The 23,735-nt window shown below is 62.6% G+C and carries 24 protein-coding genes and 2 riboswitches; of the genes, 16 read left to right on the top strand and 8 right to left on the bottom strand.

Translation table 11 applies throughout. The features are described from left to right. Nucleotides 1-70: 70 nt before the first annotated feature. Together pdxT and pdxS are read right to left on the bottom strand one after the other, a co-directional pair. Complete coding sequence (gene pdxT, locus ACO59D_RS04620; protein ID WP_485125960.1) at nucleotides 71-640, bottom strand: pyridoxal 5'-phosphate synthase glutaminase subunit PdxT; 570 nt, start codon at nucleotides 638-640, stop codon at nucleotides 71-73. Then, on the bottom strand, nucleotides 640-1,557 hold the full coding sequence (gene pdxS / locus ACO59D_RS04615; RefSeq protein ID WP_485125959.1) for a pyridoxal 5'-phosphate synthase lyase subunit PdxS: 918 nt from the start codon (nucleotides 1,555-1,557) through the stop codon (nucleotides 640-642). Before pdxS ends, pdxT begins: the two co-directional genes overlap by 1 nt. A gap of 153 nt (nucleotides 1,558-1,710) precedes the next feature. On the opposite strand from pdxS, the gene pdxR reads away from it, so the two are divergent. Continuing rightward, the gene (pdxR, locus tag ACO59D_RS04610; protein WP_485125958.1) at nucleotides 1,711-3,150 is read left to right on the top strand and encodes a MocR-like pyridoxine biosynthesis transcription factor PdxR; all 1,440 of its coding nucleotides are present in this window, start codon (nucleotides 1,711-1,713) and stop codon (nucleotides 3,148-3,150) included. A gap of 398 nt (nucleotides 3,151-3,548) precedes the next feature. On the opposite strand, the gene ACO59D_RS04605 is transcribed toward pdxR, so the two are convergent. Then, a complete protein-coding gene (locus tag ACO59D_RS04605; protein WP_130812346.1) occupies nucleotides 3,549-4,133 on the bottom strand; it encodes a GNAT family N-acetyltransferase in 585 nt (194 codons plus the stop codon). Between the two features lie 239 nt (nucleotides 4,134-4,372). Here ACO59D_RS04605 and ACO59D_RS04600 point away from each other — a divergent pair, with 239 nt between their 5' ends. Then, nucleotides 4,373-5,719 carry a phenylacetate--CoA ligase family protein gene (locus ACO59D_RS04600; RefSeq protein ID WP_130812345.1) on the top strand — a complete coding sequence of 449 codons (1,347 nt, stop codon included), beginning with the start codon at nucleotides 4,373-4,375 and terminating at the stop codon, nucleotides 5,717-5,719. Beyond that, complete coding sequence (locus ACO59D_RS04595) at nucleotides 5,719-6,147, top strand: ACT domain-containing protein (protein WP_130812668.1); 429 nt, start codon at nucleotides 5,719-5,721, stop codon at nucleotides 6,145-6,147. The genes ACO59D_RS04600 and ACO59D_RS04595 overlap by 1 nt, the downstream gene beginning before the upstream one ends. A gap of 94 nt (nucleotides 6,148-6,241) precedes the next feature. Here the strand turns inward: ACO59D_RS04595 and ACO59D_RS04590 are convergent, their stop codons facing one another. Continuing rightward, nucleotides 6,242-7,054, bottom strand: a complete 813-nt coding sequence (locus ACO59D_RS04590) for an S-methyl-5'-thioadenosine phosphorylase (protein ID WP_130812344.1) — start codon at nucleotides 7,052-7,054, stop codon at nucleotides 6,242-6,244. A gap of 269 nt (nucleotides 7,055-7,323) precedes the next feature. Between ACO59D_RS04590 and tatA the strand changes: the two genes are divergently transcribed. Continuing rightward, entirely contained in the window at nucleotides 7,324-7,578 is a 255-nt protein-coding gene (tatA, locus tag ACO59D_RS04585; protein WP_485125957.1) for a twin-arginine translocase TatA/TatE family subunit, read from the top strand. 52 nt (nucleotides 7,579-7,630) lie between these two features. Here the strand turns inward: tatA and ACO59D_RS04580 are convergent, their stop codons facing one another. Continuing rightward, nucleotides 7,631-8,497: a LysR family transcriptional regulator gene (locus ACO59D_RS04580; RefSeq protein ID WP_485125956.1), complete on the bottom strand. Its 867-nt coding sequence runs from the start codon at nucleotides 8,495-8,497 to the stop codon at nucleotides 7,631-7,633. Nucleotides 8,498-8,704: 207 nt separating this feature from the next. On the opposite strand from ACO59D_RS04580, the gene ACO59D_RS04575 reads away from it, so the two are divergent. From ACO59D_RS04575 to ACO59D_RS04565, 3 genes are all read left to right on the top strand, one after another. Beyond that, a complete protein-coding gene (locus tag ACO59D_RS04575; protein ID WP_485125955.1) occupies nucleotides 8,705-9,169 on the top strand; it encodes a hypothetical protein in 465 nt (154 codons plus the stop codon). A 161-nt stretch (nucleotides 9,170-9,330) separates the two neighbouring features. Further along, on the top strand, nucleotides 9,331-9,555 hold the full coding sequence (locus ACO59D_RS04570; protein WP_130812341.1) for a hypothetical protein: 225 nt from the start codon (nucleotides 9,331-9,333) through the stop codon (nucleotides 9,553-9,555). A gap of 164 nt (nucleotides 9,556-9,719) precedes the next feature. Next, nucleotides 9,720-10,403 (top strand): aminotransferase class I/II-fold pyridoxal phosphate-dependent enzyme, encoded by a 684-nt coding sequence (locus ACO59D_RS04565; protein ID WP_485125954.1) that lies wholly within the window; start codon nucleotides 9,720-9,722, stop codon nucleotides 10,401-10,403. Here ACO59D_RS04565 and ACO59D_RS04560 read toward each other — a convergent pair. Then, nucleotides 10,372-11,523 (bottom strand): M20 family metallopeptidase, encoded by a 1,152-nt coding sequence (locus ACO59D_RS04560; RefSeq protein ID WP_485125953.1) that lies wholly within the window; start codon nucleotides 11,521-11,523, stop codon nucleotides 10,372-10,374. The genes ACO59D_RS04565 and ACO59D_RS04560 overlap by 32 nt on opposite strands. 118 nt (nucleotides 11,524-11,641) lie before the next feature. Then, a riboswitch (Lysine riboswitch) is annotated at nucleotides 11,642-11,811 on the top strand. A gap of 53 nt (nucleotides 11,812-11,864) precedes the next feature. Between ACO59D_RS04560 and ACO59D_RS04555 the strand changes: the two genes are divergently transcribed. The 9 genes from ACO59D_RS04555 to ACO59D_RS04515 all read left to right on the top strand — a co-directional run bounded on the left by ACO59D_RS04555 (nucleotide 11,865) and on the right by ACO59D_RS04515 (nucleotide 21,619). Beyond that, nucleotides 11,865-13,154, top strand: coding sequence for a diaminopimelate decarboxylase family protein (locus ACO59D_RS04555; RefSeq protein ID WP_207302713.1), 1,290 nt, complete (start codon nucleotides 11,865-11,867; stop codon nucleotides 13,152-13,154). Nucleotides 13,155-13,208: 54 nt separating this feature from the next. Beyond that, nucleotides 13,209-14,099, top strand: a complete 891-nt coding sequence (dapA, locus tag ACO59D_RS04550) for a 4-hydroxy-tetrahydrodipicolinate synthase (protein WP_485125952.1) — start codon at nucleotides 13,209-13,211, stop codon at nucleotides 14,097-14,099. Beyond that, entirely contained in the window at nucleotides 14,092-14,814 is a 723-nt protein-coding gene (dapB, locus tag ACO59D_RS04545) for a 4-hydroxy-tetrahydrodipicolinate reductase (RefSeq protein ID WP_130812337.1), read from the top strand. Before dapA ends, dapB begins: the two co-directional genes overlap by 8 nt. A gap of 54 nt (nucleotides 14,815-14,868) precedes the next feature. After that, nucleotides 14,869-15,570, top strand: a complete 702-nt coding sequence (dapD, locus tag ACO59D_RS04540) for a 2,3,4,5-tetrahydropyridine-2,6-dicarboxylate N-acetyltransferase (protein WP_485125951.1) — start codon at nucleotides 14,869-14,871, stop codon at nucleotides 15,568-15,570. Between the two features lie 922 nt (nucleotides 15,571-16,492). Next, nucleotides 16,493-17,836, top strand: coding sequence for a radical SAM protein (locus ACO59D_RS04535; RefSeq protein WP_485125950.1), 1,344 nt, complete (start codon nucleotides 16,493-16,495; stop codon nucleotides 17,834-17,836). Then, nucleotides 17,833-18,555 carry an ATP-binding cassette domain-containing protein gene (locus ACO59D_RS04530; RefSeq protein WP_485125949.1) on the top strand — a complete coding sequence of 241 codons (723 nt, stop codon included), beginning with the start codon at nucleotides 17,833-17,835 and terminating at the stop codon, nucleotides 18,553-18,555. Before ACO59D_RS04535 ends, ACO59D_RS04530 begins: the two co-directional genes overlap by 4 nt. Next, nucleotides 18,548-19,222 (top strand): hypothetical protein, encoded by a 675-nt coding sequence (locus tag ACO59D_RS04525; protein WP_485125948.1) that lies wholly within the window; start codon nucleotides 18,548-18,550, stop codon nucleotides 19,220-19,222. The genes ACO59D_RS04530 and ACO59D_RS04525 overlap by 8 nt, the downstream gene beginning before the upstream one ends. A 28-nt stretch (nucleotides 19,223-19,250) precedes the next feature. Continuing rightward, the gene (locus tag ACO59D_RS04520) at nucleotides 19,251-20,432 is read left to right on the top strand and encodes a metallopeptidase TldD-related protein (RefSeq protein WP_485125947.1); all 1,182 of its coding nucleotides are present in this window, start codon (nucleotides 19,251-19,253) and stop codon (nucleotides 20,430-20,432) included. 494 nt (nucleotides 20,433-20,926) lie between these two features. Next, nucleotides 20,927-21,619 (top strand): metallopeptidase TldD-related protein, encoded by a 693-nt coding sequence (locus ACO59D_RS04515; protein ID WP_485125946.1) that lies wholly within the window; start codon nucleotides 20,927-20,929, stop codon nucleotides 21,617-21,619. A 409-nt stretch (nucleotides 21,620-22,028) separates the two neighbouring features. On the opposite strand, the gene ACO59D_RS04510 is transcribed toward ACO59D_RS04515, so the two are convergent. Both ACO59D_RS04510 and thpR read right to left on the bottom strand, forming a co-directional pair. Beyond that, a complete protein-coding gene (locus ACO59D_RS04510; RefSeq protein ID WP_485125976.1) occupies nucleotides 22,029-22,349 on the bottom strand; it encodes a transposase in 321 nt (106 codons plus the stop codon). Between the two features lie 349 nt (nucleotides 22,350-22,698). Further along, nucleotides 22,699-23,343 carry an RNA 2',3'-cyclic phosphodiesterase gene (thpR, locus tag ACO59D_RS04505; RefSeq protein ID WP_485125945.1) on the bottom strand — a complete coding sequence of 215 codons (645 nt, stop codon included), beginning with the start codon at nucleotides 23,341-23,343 and terminating at the stop codon, nucleotides 22,699-22,701. A 250-nt stretch (nucleotides 23,344-23,593) separates the two neighbouring features. Further along, nucleotides 23,594-23,667: riboswitch (cyclic di-GMP riboswitch) on the top strand. The last annotated feature ends 68 nt before the right edge of the window (nucleotides 23,668-23,735 follow it).

The raw sequence follows: 23,735 nt of genomic DNA, 5'->3' as shown, positions 1-23,735 counted from the left end.
ACCTTCTCTCCTCGGCGTCCCTTTCCTCCCTTCACGGCAGCCGGCGGATGCCAGGGGTGGGGTGGTGACCCTACAGCGAGAGGAACAGCTGGTGCAGCCTGAGGTCGCGGTCGAGCTCGGGATGAAAGGAAAGCCCCAGCTGTGACCCCTGGCGAACCGCCACCACACTTCCGTCAATCCGAGCAAGCACCTGGACGCCTGCGCCCACCTCTACCACGCGTGGAGCACGGATGAAGGTCATCGGCACGTCTTGCCCAACTCCGGCGACCCTTGCCGCCGTGCGGAAGCTTCCTAGCTGGCGGCCGTACGCATTGCGCTCGACGGTCACGTCCATCGTGGACAGGCGCGGCGTGCCCTTGTCGTCGTGCGCGGCAAGCCGTTGTGCCAACAGAATGAGCCCGGCGCAGGTAGCAAGCACCGGCATGCCGTCTGCGATCCGCTTGCGCAGGGGCTCGAGCATGTCCCGCTCCTCGAGGAGGCGTCCCTGGACCGTGGACTCGCCGCCGGGAAGGACCAGGCGGTCAAACGGGCGTGAGAGATCATCTGCGTCGCGTAGCTCGAAGGACCTCTCGCCCAGCTCCGCAAGATGGGCCTCGTGTTCGACGAAGGCCCCCTGCAGGGCGAGGACCGCCGTTGCCATCACTTGCCCCTCTCGGCCATGAGCAGGTCTATCTCATCCCTGTTGATGCCAACCATGGCTTCGCCAAGGCCCTCGGAGAGCGCCGCAATCTTCTCGGGGTCGTCGAAGCTGGTGACTGCACCCACGATGGCGCGGGCACGCTCGGCGGGGTCGCCACTCTTGAAGATGCCCGACCCCACGAACACGCCCTCGGCGCCCAGCTGCATCATGAGCGCTGCGTCCGCCGGTGTGGCCACGCCGCCTGCAGCAAAGTTGACCACTGGCAGGCGGCCGCTCTCGTGCACAAAGCGCACAAGCTCAAGGGGCACCGCCAGGCGCTTGGCCTCCTCGAAGAGCTCGTCCTCGCGCAGGCTCGCCACGTGGCGCATCTGCGCGTTGATGAGGCGCATGTGGCTCACCGCCTGCACCACGTCGCCGGTGCCGGGTTCGCCCTTGGTGCGGATCATCGACGCGCCCTCGGCAATGCGACGCAGGGCCTCGCCCAGGTCGCGCGCCCCGCAGACGAAGGGCACCGCGAACCGCGTCTTGTCGATGTGGTAGGCATCGTCGGCGGGGGAGAGGACCTCCGACTCGTCGATGTAGTCGATGTTGATGGCCTGGAGTACCTGCGCCTCCACAAAGTGGCCAATGCGGCACTTGGCCATAACGGGGATGGAGACTGCCGCCTGGATGCCCTTGATCATGTGCGGGTCGCTCATGCGGCTCACGCCACCTGCGGCGCGAATGTCGGCCGGGATACGCTCGAGCGCCATGACGGCGCAGGCACCCGCCTCCTCGGCAACACGCGCCTGCTCAGGGGTTGTGACGTCCATGATGACACCGCCCTTGAGCATCTGTGCGAGCTCGCGGTTGAGCTTTGATCGCTCTGGTCCCGGCGTTGGTGCTGCCTTCTGCGTCGCATTCTCGTCCTGTGCCATGCGATGGCCCCCTTGTCGTTGGCGTATTCGTGTGGCTCTGAAGACTAGACGCGTCATGGTCATATTTGAATGTCCAGAATGAGATAAATTGATAGGACCAGATTAAGACCAGTGTTACCGTATTGATAAGGCCACGGATGAGAGGAACACTGCATGCAGGGCATCGACCTTACGGGGCGAGGAGGGCTTCCCCTCTACGAGCATCTCTACCGGTGTATCCGAGACCAGGTGGTAACCGGAGGAATTGCCGCGGGCGAGCGCCTGCCGTCGCGGCGCGCGCTTGCGGAGGGGCTGGGAGTGAGCGTGGTCACGGTGGAAGGTGCCTATGCGCAGCTTGTTGCCGAGGGATACGTGGTTTCTCGCCCCCGGCGGGGCTACTATGCCGCGAGCCTGCCTACGCTGCCGGACTTGACTGCTCCCGCGTCGGCACCCATCCCCACGCGTCAGGTGCCGACGTGCTCATGCAAAGACCAGCAAACCACAGGCAGACCGGCATATGACCTCGCCCTCGGCGCCGAGGTTGCTGCGCCTGGGGCTGCGCGCCTGTGGGAGCGAGCCCTTCGCGACGCGTTGGCTCACGAGCCGGATGACGTCTTGTATCGCACGCCGCCCGCTCGCGGCGTGATGCGTCTTCGGGAGGCGATCGCCGCCCACCTGGCGCGCTCGCGCGGTATGTCGGTGGATCCCAAGCTGGTCGTTGTGGGGGCTGGCGCACAGACGCTCTACGGGCTTGTCGCACAGCTCCTGCGTGAGTCGCATACCGTTGGCGTGGAGGATCCGGGCTACGCGCGGGCGAGCGAGTCCTATAGAGCCCACGGTCTTGACGTATCCTACCTGCCGCTTGATGCGGAGGGACTCTCGTCGCGTGCGCTGCGGGCGTCTGGGGTTGCCGTGGCACATGTGATGCCCTCGCACCAGTTCCCCACGGGGTGTGTGACGAGCATTGCTCGCCGCTACGAGCTTTTGGGATGGGCTGCCGAGAAGGTCGGGCGATACATTGTCGAGGACGACTACGACTGCGAGCTGCGACTTGCCGGTCGGCCCATTCCGTCGCTTGCAAGCATTGATGCCACAGGCGGCGTCATCTACCTCAACACGTTCTCGAAGAGTCTCTCGTCGGCGCTGCGCATCGCCTATCTGGTGCTGCCGTCCGCACTCGATGCCGCCTTTGACGACCGCTTGGGGTTCCTCTCGACAACCGTGCCCGCAATCGACCAGGTGGCGCTGGCACACGCGCTTGAGTCCGGTGCGTACGGGAGGCATGTGGCTCGCTATCGCCGTGAGATGCGCGAGACGAGAGATGCGCTGGTGGAGGGGCTTCTCGGTGGACCGGCGGGCAGCCGCCTGCGCATCGAGGAGGCGGACTCTGGCATCCACTTCGTGCTTGCCGTGGAAGACGACGGTCGCGGGGAGCGCGGCATTGTGTCGGCCGCTCGCGGAGTGGGGGTCTCGTTGGCGCCGCTCTCCTCGTTCGCGCGTGTCCCCGAGCATGCGAAGGGGAGAGACGGATGGGCGCGGTTCGTGGTGCAGTACGATGGCCTCTCCGTGGAGGATGCGCAGGCTGCGGCCAATGCGCTTGGGCCTGTGCTGTAGGGACGCTTGGAGAGGCGGCCGTTCCCAAGCCAAAGGCCTGCGATCCAATTGCGCCCTTCTCCGCGCATGCAATCAGGCCGCAGTTGGGCGGGCTGGCTAGAAAGCCGCATCGTGCGTACGCACGACCATGGAGAGCTGCCAGGGCGGTGACGTTTGCCCAGTTGGACGAGAGAGCCATGGCAACGGGCCGGGGTTGTGCGTACGCATGATGGCGGATTTCTGCCAGCATGGGGCTCTTGGAGGGCGAAATTGGCAGCAAGTCTCGGTCGTGCGTACGCACGATGCCGGACTTCTGCCATTGGGACGGCTGCTTGCCAGTCGGCCTGCACGCCACTCCAGGTCTCTCTGGCCTCGTGCAGGTAAGCCGAGCTTTGGAGAGGGTCCCGAGGAGGCTTCACCTACAGTCCCAGCTCGGCTTTCACCTGGGGAAACGTCCGCCAGATGGGCTGGGCGGCGACGTGCTCTCCGAGGTCGCGCTCCATCCATACGGTGTCGTACCAACGACCAAACTTGTAGCCGCACTTGGGGAAGTGGCCTATCTCGCGGTAGCCAAGTCGCTCGTGAAACGCCACGCTTGCGTTGCCGAGGTGGGCATCCGGCTCGTCGGTCGTGGCGATGCAGGCGTAGAGGTTGAGGATGCCCTGTGCCGAAAGCGCCCGCTCGAGTGCCCGGTAGAGGGCCGAGCCAACGCCGTGCCCGCGCTCCTCGCGTGCCACGTAGACGGAGGTCTCCACGCACCAGCCGTATGCCGCGCGCCCATAGTAGGGACTTGCGTAGGCGTAGCCCAGCACGCCGCCCGCCCCGTCACGAGCCACCAACCAGGGGTGGGTAAGGGTGATGCCCCCGATGCGCACTGCCATCTCCTGCGCATCGGGGGCATCGTATTCAAAGGTGATTGCGGTGTCTTGCACGTAGGGTGCGTAGATGGCTGCCAGGTCTTCTGCGTCTGTGCGGCTAGCCGCCGTGATGCGCAGCTCGCTCATGAGTCCTCCCCGTTGTTACCGGAGCCAACTATAGCCGTACGCGCCACATGCCGCTGCGACGCGCACCGTTGGCCCCGAACCCAAATCTCATGCTACTGGCCGACCCTCGTCGACGCTCTCCTATGATAAAGTGCGCTCACGGATTCAGATTCCTGTGGAAGCGGCTCCTGGATGACAATGGGTGCACGCGTCGGACGTCCCGGATTTCGACGCGCGGTTGGCTCGAAAGGCGGCTTGGCATGGCAAGCGAGCACGATGGCACGACGGTGGCTGGAGATGCGGAGGCGGCAGACCCTACGCGGCTTTCGCACGAGAAGCTCGAGGAGATGCAGCTCGAGGCCGTTCGACGCACGCTGGTCAACTGCTACGAGCACATCCCGTTCTACAAGCGCTCCTTCGACGAGGCAGGCTTCGACCCCTATCGCCTTGTCTCTCTCGATGACCTCGCACATGCGCCCTTTGTGACCAAACAGGACCTTCGCGACGCCGCACCCTATGGCATGCTTGCCGTGCCCCTCTCGGACGTGCGAGAGATCCACATGTCCTCGGGCACCACCGGTGTGGCGACGCTTGGTGCCTATACCCAGCATGACCTTGACTTCTGGTCAGACTGCTTCGCCCGCAGCATCCGCTTTGCGGACGGCGGTGCCACAGACGTGGTACAGGTTGCCTATGGCTATGGCCTCTTCACGGGTGGCTTGGGCGCCCACTACGGCGCGCTTGCCTCGGGCGCCACGGTCATCCCCGCCTCGGCCGGCAACACCGAGCGTCAGATTCGCATCTTGCGCGAGATGGGCACCACAATCCTCTGCTGCACGCCCAGCTACGCGATGCACATCGCTGACACGGCGCTCGAGATGGGGCTCGATCCCACTCGCGACTTCCACCTCAAGGCAGGCATCCACGGCGCCGAGCCCTTCTCGGACAACTTCCGCATCGAGCTGGAGCGCAAGCTCAACTACAGGGCTCTCGACATCTATGGCCTCACCGAGACCATGGGTCCGGGTGTGGCCTGCGAGTGCCTCGAGCAGGACGGCCTGCACCTTGCCGAGGACCACTTCTTCGCCGAGATCATCGATCCTGCTACGGGCAGGCGCCTGCCCGATGGCGAGTGGGGCGAGCTTGTCCTCACCACGCTCGACCGCGAGGCATCGCCCGTCGTGCGCTACCGCACACGCGACATCACGCGCATCCTGCCTGGTGAGTGCCCCTGCGGCTGCACGCACAAGCGCATCGACCGCCTGCACGGCCGCACCGACGACATGCTCATCATCCGTGGTGTGAACGTCTTCCCATCGCAGATCGAGGACGTCATGAAGACCTTCGACCATGTCTCGAGCTGGTACCAGATTGAGGTTGGCACCGACGAGCGATCGCTGGACGTGGTCACGCTCAAGGCGGAAGCCAATCCCGACTTCGACTTTGACCAGACCGGCGCCATTGAGGCCCTGCAGCGTCAAATCTCTGCTCGCCTCAAAACCGACCTCTCCGTTGGCGTCAAGGTTCGCATCGTCGAACCCAAGTCCATCTCGCGCAGCACAGGCAAGGCCAAGCGCGTCATCGACATGAGGAAGGGGATTAAGTGATGATCAAGCAAATCTCAGTCTTTCTCGAGAACGACAAGGGGCGTCTGGCGGCACTCTGCCGCTCTCTCGCGGACGCGGGCGTCAACATGAGTGCCCTCTCGATTGCCGACACCCCCGAGTACGGCTTGGTGCGCATTGTGTGCAATGAGGCCGACAAGGCCAAGGCAGCGCTTGACGCAGCGGGATACCGTGCCCGCTTGACCAAGGTCACGGCCGTGGCTGTGCCCAACCGGCCTGGTGGGCTGGCGGAGCTTCTTGAGACGCTCGACGAGGCGGACATCTCGGTGGAATATGGGTATTGCTTCTCTCACCAGGACGGCAATGCCATCTTTGCCCTAAAGGTGACCGATCCCGCGCAGGCCGCCGAGGCCGTCTTTGCCATCGAGCGGGCTGGCTTCCAGATTCTGGAGGAGGGCGAGCTGGACTAGGCTGGGTTGCCGCGCGGCGTCGGAGGGTCGGTTTCGAGACTTGCTGGGTGCGCCGCCCCGCGTCGCCACCGGGCGGCGCACCCCAACTGTCACCCTAGAGTCGCTCGAAGAGCGCTGCGCTTCCGGTGCAGTCGTCGTCGATATTCTCGGGAAGAGCGGGGACCATGGCCTCGATGAGCTTGCGCAGCAGGTGGAGGTTCTCGCTAAAGACGCGCAGCACGTCGTCGTTGGTGACGGCCGCGTACTTGCCCAGACCCGAATCGTAGTCGGTAACCAGGCTAATGTTCACGTAGTGCATGCCAAGCTCGCGCGCGAGCCACGCCTCGGGGTACTGTGTCATGTTCACCACAGACCAGCCCATCTTCTGGAACCACTCACTCTCTGCCGTGGTCGAGAAGCGCGGGCCCTGGATGGTGACCACAGCGCCTCCGTCGTGCACGGGAATGCCAAGCTCGCGACACTTCTCGACGGCAATCTTGCGCATGGTCTCGCAGTAGGGGCGAGCGGCGGAGAGGTGCTGCACGCCAAGGCCAAGCTCATGTGTGAAGAAGGTGTCGGCACGGCACCTGGTCCTGTCGACGAACTGGTCGCAGATCACAAAGTCGCCGGGGTGGATGTCAAGCGAGAGGGACCCTACCGAGCAGGGTCCAATGACCTGCTTCACGCCAAGCTCGCGCATGCCCCAGAGGTTGGCTCGGTAGTTGACCTCGCCGGGTGCAAAGGTGTGCTTGTGACCATGGCGGGGGAGAAACGCAACCTTGCGTCCGCCGATGGTTCCCACGGTGTAGACATCGGAGGGCTGACCCCAGCGCGTGTCGAGGGAGACCTCCTCGCGGTCGCCCTCGAAGAGGCTGTAGAAACCGGACCCGCCAAAGATGCCAATCTCTGCCTGCGGAAGCTCTGCCATGTGTGGCTCCTTTCGAATGGGGTTCATGTACCCTCGATCATTGTAAGGTGGCCGTGCCGCCGCGTCACGTGCCTCCCTGTCAGCAGTCCGAGCGCCCGTACTGGGCAATCGATATAAACTCTGTATGTCACAGCCCATCAAAATGTATTTTACCTATCCATACTGTCGCCCTACCATCAGGACTGAAAGGTGGCACGTCCCATGACGTGCTGCAAGGGGCCGCAACAAGGCGTTGCCGTCCAAACGTATGTCGTCCAAGGAGGCATGCAATGATTCTCGGACTGGGAGTCCCCGAACTTCTCGTCATCCTCGTGATTGCCCTTGTCATCTTTGGGCCCAAGAACCTTCCCAAGCTCGGCTCTGCCATCGGCAAGACCGTCAAGAACGTGCGCGAGGGCATGGAGGAGGGCGATGGCGGCAGGGCCGTCTCCAAGGCCGAGAGGCCCGGCGAATCCGGGAACGTCGAGGAGGTCGTCGCCGATCCCGATGACGCTGATGTCGAGGGTGCCACAAGCGACAAGTAGCGTTGCCAGCTGGTTCCCCGGCCGGGCGCCCCTTCCTTAGTCCGGCTGGTCCCTATCCCAGGTCGCCGAGAAGAGCCAAGCACCTCTGCGCAAGCGGTGACATGTACCGGTCTGCCTTCCAGACCACCGCCTGCCGCGTGGACAAGCCCTTCTCGGCAATCACCTTTATGAAGCACTCGCCCGTGTCCGTCACGGGCAGGAGCGTCTCGGGAACGAGGGCGACCCCCATCCCATTGCGCGCCCACGTGCAGGCCGTGCGGGGGTCATCGACCGTGCAGCTTGCGAGAAGGTTGGCCTTGGCATCGGCAAAGGCGCCTCGTACCTGTGCCTCGAGGCGTCGCGTGAGTATTACGGGCACATCCGAGAGCTGCGCGCAGGTGACGTCCATCTCCGTCCCCACCTCGAGCGCGGGTGGCATGATGGCAAGCATGCGTTCCGCCCTAGCATAGCGACAGCGCAGGCCGTCGCTTGGGAAGGGCGTGCGCACGACCCCAATGTCCACCACGCCTCCCTCGAGCATCTCGAGCACCTGCGGCGTGTCGCCCTCACGAAGCTCCACCGAGACGTCTGGCACCGTCGCGAGCTCGGCGAGCCTCGACCCGGGGACCGAGCCCACGCACGAGGCGTCGACCCCAAGCGTGAGCACCCCCGCCATGCCCTTGCCCATGCCCTCGACGTCGCGCTTGGTAGCCTGCGCAAGTGCAAGGATGCGTAGGGCTCGCTCGTAGAGGAGCTTGCCGGCATCCGTGAGCGTGGCCGAGCGCGGGCCCCTGCGTACGAGCGTGGTCCCCAACTCGCGCTCGAGCTGGGCGAGCTCGTAGGAGAGCGGCGGCTGCGAGATGTGCAGGCGCCGTGCTGCCGCCGTGATCTGGTGCTCCTCGGCGATGGCGACGAAGTACTCCAGCTGCTTGAGGTTCACACGTGCCTCCCCTGCGATGCCTGCGTGCCGGCCTGCCGGTTGGCATGGCGACCGGCACGGTCAATTCATACGAGAATTGTATGGCGACTCTCCGTCCCATGCATGCACAAGATGGATGCCTGTGACCACGGTAGACGCTCCCGGGTAGAATGTGGGCAAGAGGACCGTCGGAAGCACATGCCAGCACACACGAGGGGCGAGGATCACATGGCCCGCAACAGCGACAGCAGCCCAATCTACGAGGTTCCCGGAGAGGACTTCAACCCAAAGCGAGAGATTGAGGAGGCAATCGCCGCAGGCAAGGAGGCCCTCTCATGCCTTGACCGGGCGGCCAAGTGCCTGGACAGCGCTTCCGGATGGGGCATGCTCGACATCTTTGGTGGGGGCCTCATCTCTGGACTGGTGAAGCACCATCGTATCGACGAGACGCAGGACGCGCTACGTGATGCGCAGTCGTCTCTCGAGGCCTTCTCGCGCGAGCTCTCGGACGTGCACGAGATCTCTGGACTCAAGGTGGACATCAGCCGGGGCTGGACGTTTGCGGACTTCTTCTTTGACGGGGCCATCTCCGACATCGTGGTCCAGAGCAAAATCGAGGACGCGCGCAATCGTGTCGACCATGTGCGCGACACCGTACAAGATGCTCTCGCGCGCCTGGAGAAATTCCGCTAGCGGGACCCCATGGTTTCCAAACGAACCACTTACGCTGGGCTTACTACTTGTTCAAACAAGTTGTAGGCATTCTGTGCATTTGCTGGGCCGCAACATGTCACCCCCATGTGATGGGTATCATAATCACCGGCAATGCTGCCATTACCAGGAGAGGAGGCACTATGAAGATCAGGGACCTGAGCAGGCTTCAGAAGAAGGTTCTCGACGCCTGCATGAACGGCTGGTTCATGAGCGGCGAGTACACCGCAATGTTTGACGATCATCGTCGCAGCTTCGAGGCTGACAGCCCCTTGTGGCTCTACCGCGACATAGAACGCTGGTACGAGAGCCATGCTGCAAACCACGGGGATTCTCACCTGCTCGTCAAGTGCACCAGGGTCGGTTAGGGGCCATGCGCCCCGGCACCCTCGGTGCCATCACGAGGCGGCAATCATCACATTTTCGGCAAGCGGGACCCTGCGGGGTCTTTTTTGTTAGGCTTCGAGAAGCTGTGCCCGCGCGCCGCGTTAGAGCCACATATAGGACAGCGTGGAATCCCAAGGAGACACCCATGCCCCTCTCGCTCAACTCCGCACTTGATGACCTCAGGCTCTCGGGCATCAGGCGCTTCTCGGCGCTGGCCGCGCAAACCCCTGGTTGCGTCTCGCTCACACTGGGCGAGCCCGGAGAGGGCACCCCCGCAGCCGTGTGCGCGCAGGTGGGGATAGATCTTGACCACGGCCTCACGCACTACCCGCCCAACAATGGCTTCGCTTGGCTCCGCGAGGCGATATGCGCGTGGGAGGCCGAGCGAGGTGTGGCCCTCCCGCCTGGCAACGTGATTGTGACCGATGGCGCGACGGAGGCGCTCTATCCCGAGCTGGCAGACAGGACGATCGTGGCCAACAGCTTCTCGAAGCCCTGGGCCATGACCGGCTGGCGGCTTGGCTGGGTGGGTGCTGGCGAGAAGGCCGCAGCCGCCATGGCCAAAGTGCACCAGTACGTCGTCTCGTCGGTGCCTGCTTTTCTGCAGCATGCTACCGTCGAGGCGCTGGCAACCAACACGGTGCCGATGAGTGCGTCCTATCAGGCAAGGCGTGACATCACGGGGGCAGCGCTCGAGCGCATGGGGTTGCCCGTTGTCACGCCCAGGGAGCGTTCTACGCGTTTCCCAGCGTCGAGGGGCTCGGGCGTCTCGCCGGGTTTGTGGGGGCCCTCAGAGGCTAGGCGTCCTTCACCACGTGCGCCATCATGAGCAGGAGCGCGACGGCCACGCCCTGCTCGAGCGAAGCCTTGCGGATCCACTCCTCGCGCGTGTGGGGAAGTCCGCCGTCAATGGTTCCCACGCATACGGCTGGGACGCCCAGCGAAAGCGGCACGTTTGCGTCGGTCGACGAGCTCACGTGGCGGGCGCGCATGCCAAGGACCGCCTGGATCGCCTGGTCGCAGCGGCGCGTGAGCCGGCGCTCGGCGCTCTCGCTCACATCGCCTGCGGCAGGGCGACGCCCAATGACGCCAAGGTGGACCTCCATGTCGTCGCGGGCGTCCGCCTGGGCCACGAGGCCGCGTAGCTTCTCGTCCATCTCTTGGAGGCACGCCTCGCTCGTGGAGCGAAACTCGCACAGGCACGAGGTCTCGCTTGCGATGCTGTTGACTGTGGTACCGCCTTCGATGAGGCCAACGTTGCAGGTGGTGCGGGCGTCCGTGGGACGCGGCAGGTCGTAGAGGGCGCACACAATGCGCGAGAGGCGCTCGATGGCGTTGGGGACGCCCCAGTCCTTCCAGCTGTGCCCGCCCTGCGTGTGGACGCTGATGCGGTAGCGAAGCGACCCTACGGCCTCGGTGACCACCTCGGGAAAGTGGGCGTCGAGCGCCGTGAGCTCTGTTACGGGCGCCGTGGCCTCTCGCATAAGCTGCTTGGTGCCCTTGAGGTTGCCCAGGCCCTCTTCGCCAGAGTTGGCAACCACCACGACGCAGGTGTCGAGCTGTGGGCGGTTCATGAGGAACCACTTGGTGGCCATGAGGAGCGTCACCAGGCAGGCGGTGTCGTCTCCGATGCCCGGGGCGTACATGTTCTCCTCGTCCTCAGTGAGCGGCAGCTCGCCCGTGTCGGGAAACACTATGTCGGTGTGGGCCGAGAAGACCGCGCGTCCGGGTGCCGAACGGTCACCCAGGACACACACGACGTTTCTCGCCTCGTCGATGGCGACGTCGGCTGCGCCCTGCTCTCGTAGCCATGCGGCCACAAACGCCGCGCGGCGTCCCTCGTCGCCCGTGGGTGCCCCGATGCGGCCGATCGCACGCAGAAGGTCGAGCGCCTCCTCGCGCACCCCTCGCGCAAACTCCAGTGCTGTGCAGGTCTCCCTCACGTCCATGTGGACCTCCCGAGCGTGGCATGTGGCCGCGTAGCAAGCGCGTGACCCTAAGCATACTCAAAGCGTGACCATTGTGTTGCCGCATCTTGCGCCGGCATGCCATGGATGCTAGCGTTATCCCCACGATAGAGGAGCGGGCACGATGGTCCTGGTGGAGCCGACGGGCAAGGATTCCAGGAGAGGCGATGCCCGCCGAACTTCCGCGCCAGGCGTGGCGTGGCGGTGGGCTCGGCGGGAATACTGCTGGGACTGTCCGTAGAGAAGATCTGCGGGAGCGCTATCCCCGGCCATGCGACTGCGTGGGTCCCGGCGGCGCCCCTGCAGACGCGTCTGGGGGAGCCATGGGGGAGAAGCAACCGTTTGCCACAAAGGACCAGCTCGAGCGTGCCGCTGCGCAATGGCCCACGCCCTTCTACGTCTACAGCGAGAAGGTCATCCGCGAGCGAGCACGGGCCCTCAAGGCTGCCTTCTCGTGGAATCCGGGCTTCTGTGAGTACTTTGCCGTAAAGGCCACCCCAAATCCCACGGTCATCTCGATTCTCGCCGAAGAGGGCTGTGGCTGCGACTGCGCGACCGGCACAGAGCTTGCGCTCGCCGATGCCTGCGGCGTGCGAGGCGAGCGCATCATGCTCTCCTCGAACGACACGCCCGACGTGGACTACCGCCGAGCCCACGAGCTGGGTGCCATCATCAACCTCGACTCGCTTGACATGGTGGGTTGCCTGGTGCGGGCGCTGGACGGCAAGCTTCCCTCCATGGTCTGCCTGCGCGTGAACCCAGGCGGGAGCTTCGAGGCCTCCAACGGCATCATTGGCGAGCCCGAGGACTCGAAGTTTGGGATGACGGTCGAGCAGGTCATGGAGGCCGCGCGCAGGCTTTCTGCCATGGGCGTGACCGAGTTTGGGCTTCACGCGTTTCTCGCCTCGAACACGCAGGTGGAGGACTACTACCCACGCCTTGCGCGCGTGCTTTTCAAGCTTGCCGTGCGACTCTCGCGCGAGGTTGGGGTGCGCGTGGGGCTCGTGGACCTCTCCGGAGGCATCGGCGTGGACTACCGGCCGGAAGACGTCCCCGTGGATATCGCTGCGGTTGGTGCTGGCGTGCGCGACGTGTACGAGGGGGTCCTTGCCCCCGCGGGCCTGGGTGACGTGTCGCTTGCGGCCGAGCTTGGCCGCTGGATGCTGGCTCCTGCGGGAGGGCTTGTGGCCCGCGTGATGCACGAGAAGGTCACCTACCGCGACTACCTGGGCGTTGACGCCTGCGCCTCCAACCTCATGCGACCTGCCGTCTACGGTGCCTACCACCACATCAGCGTGATGGGGCACGAGGGAGAGCCCGAAACCCATCGCTACAACGTGGTAGGCAGGCTTTGCGAGAACTCAGACCAGTTTGCCAAGGGCCGCATGTTGCCCGAGGTCACAATCGGCGACCTGCTCTTCATTCATGATGCCGGCGCCCACGGGCACTCGATGGGCTACAACTACAACGGCACGCTTCGCTCGGCGGAGCTGCTCTTGCGCGAGGACGGCTCGTTCGATCTCATCCGGCGGGCCGAGACGCCGGCAGACTATTTTGCGACACTCGACTTCCCGGGTTCGCGCTTCTCGGCACTGGCCCATCTGGAAGACTAACGGTTCTTTTACGCGCAGGGCGCCTGGCGGCGCAGGTACGAGAGGGGACGCACAATGGACATGCAGGGACTTACCGGTTCTGTCGTAGCGCTGGTCACGCCGTTTCTGGAGGACGGCTCCATCGACTTCGGGTCGTTGGAGCGCCTGGTCGACTTCCACCTGGAGAACGGGACCGACGGCATCCTGGTCCTGGGGACCACAGGCGAGTCGTCGACGATGACTGACGAGGAGGACCTCGAAGTCGCGAGCACGGTCATCGCCCGCGTGGCGGGTCGCGTGCCCGTCATCGGTGGCGCCGGCTCCAACTCCACGGCCGAGTCGCTGCGCAAGGCAAAGGGCCTCGAGAAGCTTGGTGCTGACGGCCTGCTCCTCATCACGCCGTACTACAACAAGTCCAACGAGGAGGGCATCTACCGCCACTTCACGACGGTCCTCGACCAGGTCGACGTGCCCTGCCTGCTCTATAACATCCCCGGTCGCACGGGCTGCTCCATCTCGGAGGGGAACGTCGCGCGCCTGGCCACGCACCCCAACGCGTGGGGCATCAAGGAGGCCTCGGGAAGCATTTCCTATGCGACGATGGTGGCGCGCTACCTCACGGACGACTTCCGCATGATGAGCGGCAACGATGACATGGTGGTGCCGATTCTCTCCCTGGGTGGCGTGGGCGTTGTCTCGGTGTGGGCAGACGTCGCCCCACATGCGGTGCATGACATGTGCGCAAGGTGGCTCTCTGGCGACACTGCCGGCGCGCTCAAGGTCCAGCTCGAGAACCTCGACCTGATCCATGCGCTCTTTGGGGAGGTCAACCCCATCCCCGTGAAGGCGGCGCTTGCCAAGATGGGGCTCACCGGGCCTACGGTGCGCCTGCCGCTCTGGCAGCTCTCGCCCGAGGCGGATGCTCGCCTCGAGGCTGCCATGAGGGGGGCTGGTCTGCTTGGCTAGCGTAGTTGTGGTTGGTGCCAGAGGGCGCATGGGGTCTTTGATTTGCGCGGCTGTCGAGGCGGACGCGGAGCTCTCGCTTGCGGATGGCTACGACGTGGATAACATCTCCGAGCTGGACTCGGACGCGCCGGCGGCAGACCTCGTGATTGACTTCTCGGCACCCGCCTCCCTTTCCCATGTGGAGGCCTACGTGCGGCGCACGCATGCCGCCCTGGTCTCGGGGACGACGGGCCTTACGGAAGACGACCTCTCGCGCCTGCGGGCTTTGGGGGAGGCAGCGCCCGTCATCTGGAGCGGCAACTACTCGCTCGGCGTGGCGGCGCTACGCCACCTTGCGGGCGAGGCGGCGGCATCGCTTCCCGGCTGGGACGTGGAGATTGTAGAGTGCCACCACAACCGCAAGGTCGACGCCCCCTCGGGCACGGCAAGGATGCTGCTCCAGGCTGTGGACCCCGCAGGCGAGAAGTCCGTGGCTCACGGGCGCGAGGGCATCGTGGGGCCGCGACCCGCCAGCGAGATCGGCATGCACAGCCTGCGCGGCGGCACTGTGGCCGGGACGCACGAGGTGCTCTTCCTCGGCGATGACGAGGAGGTCGTGCTCACGCACCGCGCGACGAGTCGCCAGATCTTCGTGAACGGCGCCATTGCCGCGGCAAGGCGCCTGCGTGCACGCGAGGCCGGCTTCTACGACTTCGACACGCTCATGTTTGGATAGTTGGTTGGGATAGGCTGAGCAACGCGCAGCAAGGCGACTACGAGAGGGGACCCCATGGACGCCCAGGAAATCATCGACTTCATTGCAGGCGCACCAAAGAAGACGCCGGTCAAGGCATACGTCAAGCTTGTCCCCGGGGCGAGTGTGGACTTTGGGCCCAACTCTCACGTCTTTGGAACGGGTGACCTCGTCGTCTTTGGCGATTGGTCCGAGGTGGGGCCCGCCCTCGAGGCGGCAGGCGACGACGTTCTCGACGTCGTCGTCGAGAACGACCGGCGCAACTCCGGCGTACCCTTGCTTGACGTGCGCGGGGTGAACGCTCGCATCGAGCCTGGCGCCATTATCCGCGACCAGGTGGAGATTGGCGACAATGCCGTGGTCATGATGGGTGCGATCGTCAACATTGGCGCGGTCGTCGGCCCGGGCACGATGATCGACATGGGGGCGGTACTGGGTGGGCGCGCGATGGTTGGCGCGCGCTGCCACGTGGGCGCCGGCTGCGTGCTTGCCGGTGTCGTTGAGCCCGCGAGCGCAACGCCCGTCGTGATCGAGGATGACGTGCTTCTCGGTGCCAACTCCGTGGTGATCGAGGGGTGCCGCGTGGGCAAGGGTGCCGTGGTCGCGGCGGGTGCCGTGGTGACTGAGGACGTGCCGGCGGAGGCCGTTGTCGCTGGGTGCCCCGCGCGCGTGATCAAGATGAAAGACGAGAAGACCGAGGCCAAGACCGCATTGGTAGACGCACTGCGCACGCTGTAGCTTTAGCGTGACGGCGCATTTTTGCGCCAGGCGTGGGGTGCGGCAATCGGCCTTCCGGCGTCAATTTGGCACTGCAAGGTGCATCCCACAGGTCTCTCTCGTGATTTCTCACCGTTTAGGTCTTTCGTGGTCGGTTAGCTGCACTTATCCGACAGTTTCTGGCTCTTTGGCGTTTCTAGTGGGTAGCGCATGCCAGCAGACTTTGGATCGAGAAGCCTGGCTTCCCGAGCCTGAGGAAGATGATGGTCCTGAAGTAGGCAGTGTTCCCGAAGCCCCTAGCGGCGCCTCTGGCAGACTGGACGACGGAATCGAGCCCTTTCGGGAAGGCATTGGTGGATCTTCCTCCTCCTTACGCGGACCTTCGCTTCGGAGAGCTTCGACACCATCGCCCACATCGCATGCCGTTCGAAGCGGTGCTCGTTCGGATGGCAGGGATGCTGTGTTCCGGAGGCAGGCTGCTCTCCGGCATGCTCGTCAGGAAGAGGCCCTACTGACGCTCTTCCTTTGAGTGGGCGAGGCCCTCACGGCATGGTTCTGATGCTCTGCCCCATGTTGTGCCCTGACGCAGCCAGCTGAAGACCCATCCTGCCTCACGACCTGTCTGATGATTCGTCTACCGGAACAAATCAACCGCTTGCAGTACCCGAACGCAAAATTATATAAGAGCATGGGTGTATATTCTTTTCAAGCTCCCTAGACTGGTATGGGATGCGTTCAAAGGAGGGGTTTGTTATGAATGCGCGTGAAATGGAAAAGACTGCTAGGCAAGAAATGGAAGCACCTACAATTGCGTTTGGGTCAGAGGAATTTGCAGATGGGCTTGGTGGTTGCGCACTCTATCCAGCTGTAGCGGCTACCATCATTGGAGGGATGGGAACGGGGCCCTTTATTATTGCACTTTGTTCATACGCTGCTGTAGCGCTTGGCTGACACAATCGTGTCTCAATCATTGAACGGTTTTCCTACTTTCAAGGTTGCCGCTTTCATTAAGCGGCAACCTTCATATAACATTCTGTTTGTTGATCTCCCGGCTCGTCGAGTCCCTCTTGTAATCAACAGCTCGGCACTTGAGATTGTCAAATGGCTGGATGGCGCTCACACACAGCGTGAGATTCTTGATGAACTTGCACGCAGGTATTCTACCTCCCATGAAGATCTTAATCGGCTTTGCTGTGAATTCATTGGCAAGCTTGTGAGCCTTGGCGTTGTTGGGTTCAAGCAGCGGCGACGGGAGCGTGACGTTTGTATTCCTGTGCTTGGCACAAGTGAGGTATATACGCCTAACAGTTTTATTCTCGAGCTTACGCACAGTTGCCCATTGCGCTGCATGCACTGTTATCTTGATGCTGCAGATGGGCCGATGATGGATTATCGCTCCGCTGTCTCCCTGGTTGACGAGATCGTGGACGTTATCGGTGTTCAGGGTATACAGCTTACGGGCGGGGAGCCATTGGGTTACCCGTATCTTGTCGAGCTGATTGAGCATCTTGAGCAAAAGCACACGCCGGTATCCATAGCGACCAGTGGGTATGCTTCTGATGCTGTTATGGCACACGTTCTTTCTGCTCTGTCAGGTCCTATGGATCTGGTGCAGGTAAGCATTGATGGATTTGAGGGTTATCACAACAAGATAAGAGGTCGCAAAGATGCGTTTACTAGGGCGCTGGCCTTTATAGATTTGGCTATATGCAAGGGCGTGAAGGTGAGCGTGGCTACGACTCTCATCTCACAAACTGAAGCGGAGATTGCTTCTCTTTGTGAAAGCATGAGAGCGCGACGTGTTTCCGTCCTTAGACTCGGTGCATTATTGCAGGAGGGAAGGGCGACTTCCTCGCGCCTTGGTACCTCATGGAGCGAGGGCAGCATGCGCCCGCTCATCGAGAGACTTAAGAGCAAGTTTGATACAGACGACTTTAGGATAGAGGCCCTTGAAACGCATGACTCGTCGACCATCGACCATGCCTGTGGTGCAGGTATCAAAATGATGGTCATAGACCCAGACTTCAATGCCCGCCCGTGCCCCATGCTCATGTGCAAGCTAGGCAACGTGATTGACGAGCCCCTGATGGCAGTAGTGCGCAAGACAAACACACTTATGAAAGGCGTGTCGACCCCTTGCGAAGCAACATGCGGACAGTGCTCGAACTTCTCTGCCTGCCGAGGATGTATCGCGGCGGCCTTGGCAAACAGGGATTCCACTTCCAATTGCCCATGGTTTGAGATGCAGGAGAAACGCATACAACGACTTTTGGATGTGGTCGCATGAGCGAGGATCCCGATACCGTTATCGACATCAAGGACCTCTCCTTCGCGTATAGGAAACCCAGGGTCGAGGTCTTCTCCGGCTTCTCGCTCTCGCTTGGGGCGGGCGAGGTCACCTGCCTGCTCGGGCACAACGGGGCGGGCAAGTCCACGCTCCTGCGGCTGGTCTATGGGCTGCTGAGGCCGGCGTCCGGCGGGGTCGTCATCAACAAGCGGGTTGTCGGATCCCACAGCCGCATCTTCCTGCTCTCGGGTGACTTCGGCTTCAACGGAGAACTCACGCTCAGGCAGAATCTAAGGTTCCGTTCGCTGCTTTTGGGTGCCCCCGTCGAGGACGGTCTCGTGTGCCGTTTTGGGCTGGAGGGCCAGCTTGGTGTTCCCCTCAAGGCGCTTTCGTCGGGCCTCCTAATGAGGGCCAACCTCGTCTCGGGCCTCGCCTTCGGTCCCACGCTCGTGATGTTCGATGAGCCGACCAACTCCATCGACCCCATGACCTGGGAGCTGCTGGTACGAGAGCTGAAGCTGAGGCGCGAGCGCGGCGCGAGCGCCGTCGTGGTGACGCACGACCTCTCGTTCGCTCGCGAGGTCGCCGACCGACTGGTCGTGCTGCAGGGCGGTCGGGTGGTCGCCGACGAGCATGACCCGAGGTCCCTGAGCGAAGGGGATCTGAGGGCATCTTACCTGCGGCACACGGAGGGTGTGGGGGGCGGTTCTGATGCGTAGGGTCGTCCGGGCGCTCGTGTGGAAGGATCTCTGTCTCGTCAGGACGCGAACGTCCTCGCTGTTCTGGTTGCTGGTCTGTGTGGTCGGGTTCGTGGCGCTGGCGTTTGTCGCGCCGTTCGGGCTGACCGCCCACGTCCTCGGGGACGAGTACGCGCGCATCACGGCCATGGCGATTGCGGGGACGACAGGCTTCGTGGAGTACTACTCCGTCTCCCTGTCGGAGGACAAGCGCGATGGCACGCTGGTCAACGTTATGCTAGGCGGGGTCAGACCAGGTGCGTACTTCCTCTCCAAGGCCGTCGTGCCTACACTCGTCTCCTTGCTGGCCTTCTGCCCCGTTACCGTGGGGTTCTTCCTGACCGTCGGAGCCCTCCAGGGTACCGCGATAGGCGCGGGAACCCTCACTGTGGTAGTATGCTCCGTGCTCTTCCTGCTCATGGGGGTGGGCATGGCCGTGAACCTGTGGTGGCTGCGCGGGTGCTTGGACAGGAGCCCGGCTTGGATGTGCGCATGCGTGGGTGCGAGCTTCCCGCTCGCCCTCATCTTCGACCCGCTCACAGCGCTCCCGCAGTTTGCCTTTGCCTGCGTCGCGGTGGGGCTGGCGTCCTACGTCCTGTGCTTCCTACGCTACGGGCACCTCTACAAGGGGAACGTCCGTGACCTGTAGGCGTGGTGCACACAGGACTCTGAGGCGGGTGGAAGTCAATACGCTGTCCTTTATTCGTGGGCGTCTTACGTTCCTGAGTACCGGCTCCGTGGGTGTGGGCTTCCAGAATGATGGTGGCTACCGATTCAACGAGCGGGTCTGCGCATGTCATGCGGCATCGGATGTCCTTGGCAGCCTGCTGGACAGTCGCACAGCGCTGGAGGAGTTCTTTTGTGGATGCGCGGCAAGGCTGCGACGCCTGAGGATGCAGCTCATTGTCCACTACGAGGAGCACCATGAGCTTGTGCGCTTTTCGGCCTGTGAGGATGTGCGCTTCTATAACTCATTCAAGATAGTCGTTCGAACGGAGTCGGGCAACTGCTTTGTTGAGGAAGTGCCCCTCTCCGAGGGATTACCTGAAACTTTGATGGAGGACATCCGTGATTTCACGAGTACTGTCGTTGGGTCACAGCTCTCCATGGCTACGCTAGTGAGAAGGTCTGCCGCATTCGAACAGCTCGATGAGGCTCTCACGGTCCTGCTGGAGCCAAGGGCCGCTGGCGCGTTCTTCCATGAGATAATCGGCCATATGATTGAGCGCGACACCTATGAACTGGTAAAAGCCCGGCTGTCGCACGCGTCATTCGATCCGAAGATCATCTTCAGGGATGACGTCAGGGACTACGAGCGCGTGTGTGGCCTGAACAAGTTCGACGACGAGGGGACAAAGATAGTGCCCATTACTCTCGTTGCAGACGGCAAACTCTGCAATACGATGGACACTCAGCGATTTAGCGGTGAAGGCGGGCTTTCGGGGTTTGCGCGCGCGGAGTCCATCTTCTACCCGCCGCTGCCAAGGATGCGCATGAGCCTGGTCAGCTCCTCCACGCACATCGAGCGTCCCAGTCTGCCCGTTCGTTATTTTCGTATGGAGAAGTTTCTTAATGGGTCGGTTATGCCTGGCTCCATGAACTTTTGGATACAGGGCTCTGGCGCAATTGTGCAGGAAGGGGTTCGCGTCGCCCTGCTGCCGCATGCAGTTGTGACAGGCAACGTTATCGACGCGCTGGAACGCATTCCCTACATGGGAGATGACGAGCGGGCATTTTTCGCAGACTGCTTCAAGGGCGGGCAGACCGTGAGGGTTGGCTATCGTGCCCCGAGCGTCGTGCTCGAGCCTCTGCGCATCTCTGGCACAGCCTACATGTTGAGGAAGGACGACCGCGAATGAGTAGCGGTACGGCTGAGTTTGAGCGCCGGGTCGCCACAACGCTTGACTATGAGTGCTGCATCAGTGCCGAGGGGATTACAAGGCGTGGAGGCACGCTCTCGCGTGAATCCTGTCTTGACGTGACGGAAAACAGCGTCTGGGTTCGTCAGTGGGCGCGAGAGGAGGCGCCTTTTGAGCTCGACCTGACTGGGTGGACGGTACCTGCCATCCAGCAGCTACGTCCACTCGCTGACAAGTGCGGCGTTCATGCCGCGAGACACGATGAGGCATCCGAGGTGAAGTGTGTGAGTGCTGGCTCGAGGCAGGATTCCTTTGAGCTTGCCGTGCGCCTACAAACGATGTTGGCCTCACGGCATGGCCTCGAGACAAATTGTGCCATCGAGCTTTGGTTCAGGCGGACTCGCATCAGGGAGATGCGTGGAAGTAAGACGATGACAGAGCTTGACAGAAGCGCGCGTCTCATTCGGGCCTCATGCTTTTGTGCAGACCCTCCCATGTACGCAAGCTGTGAGGTCACCTCGGACATGGGGGAGAGCGCGAGTCGTTTGGCGCGTGACCTGGGAAGAGAGGCCCCTCCTGCGGGCAGACCACGCGGCCAGCTGCTTTTTTCTGACACGGCATGGGGTTCGGTATGCGCGTTTGTGCGGGGGGCCTTTTGCGAGGGTGCCATCGAGTCCAACGAACCCCTTGGGTATGGCTCCCTGGGAGAGCAGGTCCTCGGGCATGATGTCAGCATCATAAGGCGCTCCTCATCGTTGGGAGATGTGGATGACGAGGGCTTGCTCATGGAGGACGTGCCTCTGGTAGATTGCGGAATCTTGTGCGCCTACATTCTGCCGCTGCAAAGGAGCTATCAGCTGTCCCTTCCAACTGCTGGCGGGGGAGAGATTGGGCAAGACGGGCGGCTGCAGTTTGAGAAGCAAAGGGTTGAGCTTGTCATTGACCGACCAAGGGCTGTCCTACGCGATACGCCATGCGAGATCCTCTACATCAAGCCCCTCAGCGCTGAGTACCAAGACCTTTCCATGCAGGCGCTTCTTGAGTGCAGGCAGGGCTCCCAGCGGTTTGGCTGCCGAGGCACACTCGACATTCTCCGCCTGCTCGAGGACGTGCGTCCGACTGGCCATCATGCATGGCCATTTGCCTGTGGCGTTGGGATCTTTGAGACAGACCAGCGCCCCTTCTGACTGGAAGCCCATGGAGAGCCTTCGTGGTTTTGGGCAGGCCAACCACGGCTGTTGACTGACTTTCTTGAATGCCTGGGCCTGCCGCACAGGAAAATGCTACATGTGGAATAACTCGTGTGTTTGATGGCCTCTGAGTTGTGGCTTGGGACTGCGGCGGGAATCTTGGACCGCGTATGGTGCAGGAGGTGAAGTGGTCAAACCAAATTGGACCATCGCTTAGGCGTCCTCATGCGCTCTCGTGCTTGAACTCGGCTGGAGGCCTGCATCCCGGTGCGGAATGCATCCTCCTGGCATTGTGATAGGTCAGTGTGCCGATTGTTGGTGTCACGACTCCGTTTGGGAGATGCGGGCTTAGACCCGTCCGAGCGAACGGAGCATCGCCTGGAACCGGTTGCATTCTACACCAGCATCACGCAGCCCTCCCAAGCCTCTCCTCGATAGCGGCCGTGACGTAGGTCCTCGCCTTCTCGATCACGTTGTCGGACACCGGGCCGAGATCGTGCTCCGCCCTGCAGACGCCCTTGAGGGAGGATGCGTCGATGAAGCCCATCTCCAGCCGCTCCTCGTTGACGTCCATCGGCACCGAGCCCACGAGGCGCATCATCGACTCGGCCGACGGGAACACGCCGCCGGCCTTCGTCCTGCGCTTTGTCTTCTCGTTGGTGCGCTCTTGGACGTTGTTGGTGCGCAGCCGGACATGGTGCCCGTGGGGAAAGTCCAGGTAGGCCAGGGCGTCGGTCTAACAGTCCATGATCTGGTTGGCCATGTGCTCGAGCTTGCGCCTCATCATCTCGTTCAGGTGGTCGATCGCGCCGTTGCCTCTGAACGGTAGGTTCTGCATCGCTTCCTTTCCTGTAGAGTGTCCATGGCGGCCGTTGCCTTTCTCTCGAATCCTGCATTCCGCAAAATGTGATTCTAGGCAATGGCCGCTTCCATCTCGAAGCGGCCCGTGACACCATCTTTCGGCACACGACCAATTCCGGACGTTTGCCTACGCTTAAGCGTCGAGGAATCACGAATAGATGATGGCTCCGCAATAAATCGCCGGTTAGCTGCCTTTAACCGTTCGGATTTCGCGGCTATGCTCCGGCCGCTTCGCCGCCGCGGAGCGGCATAGTGAGAATCGGCGTGTAGGTGAGCTTGCCGCCCTCAGGGTGGTGGCTCCACATGAGTGCGACCCCTGCGTGGCGCGTCTCAAGAGGGGGCAGCCCAGAAGAGAGTTCATCGCAAACGCGCTGCAGGTCAGGAGTAATGCCGCATCTTTCGTTTCGCGCCGGATGCGCCCCGCGCACCAGGGTCACGTGCGGCACGAAGGGTTTCTCGCCCACGGGCAATTCCAACCGGGAAAGCTCGCGCATGAGTATCCGCTGCAGACGGAGAAGCCCCACCTCACGAGAGACGCTGCGCCACACAATGCCTCCACTCCGGTGCTCGAAGACGCCAAGCGGCCCAAGCGAGAGGCTCACGGGACCGCATGCATCTGCCGCGACGCCAAGTGCCTCTTTGGCGCGCTGTTCGCCCGAAGTGTCAAGCATCCCAAGGAATGCCAGCGTCAGGTGGATGTTCTCGGTGGGGGTGGGACGTCCGGCGCGAAGCCTGGCAAGCACGCCGTCACGCGTCTGCGCAAGCATTGCCCGCTCGTCTGCTGAGAAGCGCAGCGCAACGAAGAGCCGCTTGGGTGCCTGGGTTGCGCGAGGAAGCCTTAGGGGAGAGCCGTATTCCATGGGGTCTCTAAGATTGTGCTATTTCATTCGATGTGACTATCCTCATGGAGCCTTCCTCGTATGTACGCTGCATGAAGTGAGGCTCATGTGTGAGGCCGAGAGCTCTGCGAATCTTCATTTATGCTCCCCTGGGCTGCCGCTTGATGGATGGGCCCGCGATATGCGGAAAAGTCGGACAGATATCGAAAAAAAGGGTCTTGCAGAACGCAATACGGATAGGTACTATGTCTGAAAACAATATGAAGGACCGAAGTGAAAAAAGCAAAGCCGTCGAAAGGCGGCGGCGCAAAGCTATAGGGCCCTAGCAGACAGCCAGCTGCTTTCCACGCAGAGCTTCCACACGTGGCTTCGTTTTCCTCTGAAAGGCGGAAACTGGATGGACCGGACGGCTA

The organism is Tractidigestivibacter sp., assembly GCF_057241865.1.
Note: the sequence above shows the minus strand (reverse complement) of the source record. Positions and strands in the feature narration are given on the sequence as shown.

What these genes read in the sequence shown, in the direction of transcription:
- ACO59D_RS04560 (WP_485125953.1), bottom strand. Translation starts at nt 11,523, where the DNA reads ATGGACGTGAGGGAGACCTGCACAGCACTGGAGTTTGCGCGAGGGGTG.
- dapD (WP_485125951.1), top strand. Translation starts at nt 14,869, where the DNA reads ATGGACGCCCAGGAAATCATCGACTTCATTGCAGGCGCACCAAAGAAG.
- ACO59D_RS04530 (WP_485125949.1), top strand. Translation starts at nt 17,833, where the DNA reads ATGAGCGAGGATCCCGATACCGTTATCGACATCAAGGACCTCTCCTTC.
- pdxT (WP_485125960.1), bottom strand. Translation starts at nt 640, where the DNA reads ATGGCAACGGCGGTCCTCGCCCTGCAGGGGGCCTTCGTCGAACACGAG.
- ACO59D_RS04515 (WP_485125946.1), top strand. Translation starts at nt 20,927, where the DNA reads ATGTACGCAAGCTGTGAGGTCACCTCGGACATGGGGGAGAGCGCGAGT.
- ACO59D_RS04590 (WP_130812344.1), bottom strand. Translation starts at nt 7,054, where the DNA reads ATGGCAGAGCTTCCGCAGGCAGAGATTGGCATCTTTGGCGGGTCCGGT.
- dapA (WP_485125952.1), top strand. Translation starts at nt 13,209, where the DNA reads ATGGACATGCAGGGACTTACCGGTTCTGTCGTAGCGCTGGTCACGCCG.
- ACO59D_RS04525 (WP_485125948.1), top strand. Translation starts at nt 18,548, where the DNA reads ATGCGTAGGGTCGTCCGGGCGCTCGTGTGGAAGGATCTCTGTCTCGTC.
- thpR (WP_485125945.1), bottom strand. Translation starts at nt 23,343, where the DNA reads ATGGAATACGGCTCTCCCCTAAGGCTTCCTCGCGCAACCCAGGCACCC.
- ACO59D_RS04570 (WP_130812341.1), top strand. Translation starts at nt 9,331, where the DNA reads ATGAAGATCAGGGACCTGAGCAGGCTTCAGAAGAAGGTTCTCGACGCC.
- ACO59D_RS04555 (WP_207302713.1), top strand. Translation starts at nt 11,865, where the DNA reads ATGGGGGAGAAGCAACCGTTTGCCACAAAGGACCAGCTCGAGCGTGCC.
- ACO59D_RS04575 (WP_485125955.1), top strand. Translation starts at nt 8,705, where the DNA reads ATGGCCCGCAACAGCGACAGCAGCCCAATCTACGAGGTTCCCGGAGAG.
- ACO59D_RS04565 (WP_485125954.1), top strand. Translation starts at nt 9,720, where the DNA reads ATGCCCCTCTCGCTCAACTCCGCACTTGATGACCTCAGGCTCTCGGGC.
- pdxS (WP_485125959.1), bottom strand. Translation starts at nt 1,557, where the DNA reads ATGGCACAGGACGAGAATGCGACGCAGAAGGCAGCACCAACGCCGGGA.
- ACO59D_RS04605 (WP_130812346.1), bottom strand. Translation starts at nt 4,133, where the DNA reads ATGAGCGAGCTGCGCATCACGGCGGCTAGCCGCACAGACGCAGAAGAC.
- ACO59D_RS04595 (WP_130812668.1), top strand. Translation starts at nt 5,719, where the DNA reads ATGATCAAGCAAATCTCAGTCTTTCTCGAGAACGACAAGGGGCGTCTG.
- tatA (WP_485125957.1), top strand. Translation starts at nt 7,324, where the DNA reads ATGATTCTCGGACTGGGAGTCCCCGAACTTCTCGTCATCCTCGTGATT.
- ACO59D_RS04600 (WP_130812345.1), top strand. Translation starts at nt 4,373, where the DNA reads ATGGCAAGCGAGCACGATGGCACGACGGTGGCTGGAGATGCGGAGGCG.
- pdxR (WP_485125958.1), top strand. Translation starts at nt 1,711, where the DNA reads ATGCAGGGCATCGACCTTACGGGGCGAGGAGGGCTTCCCCTCTACGAG.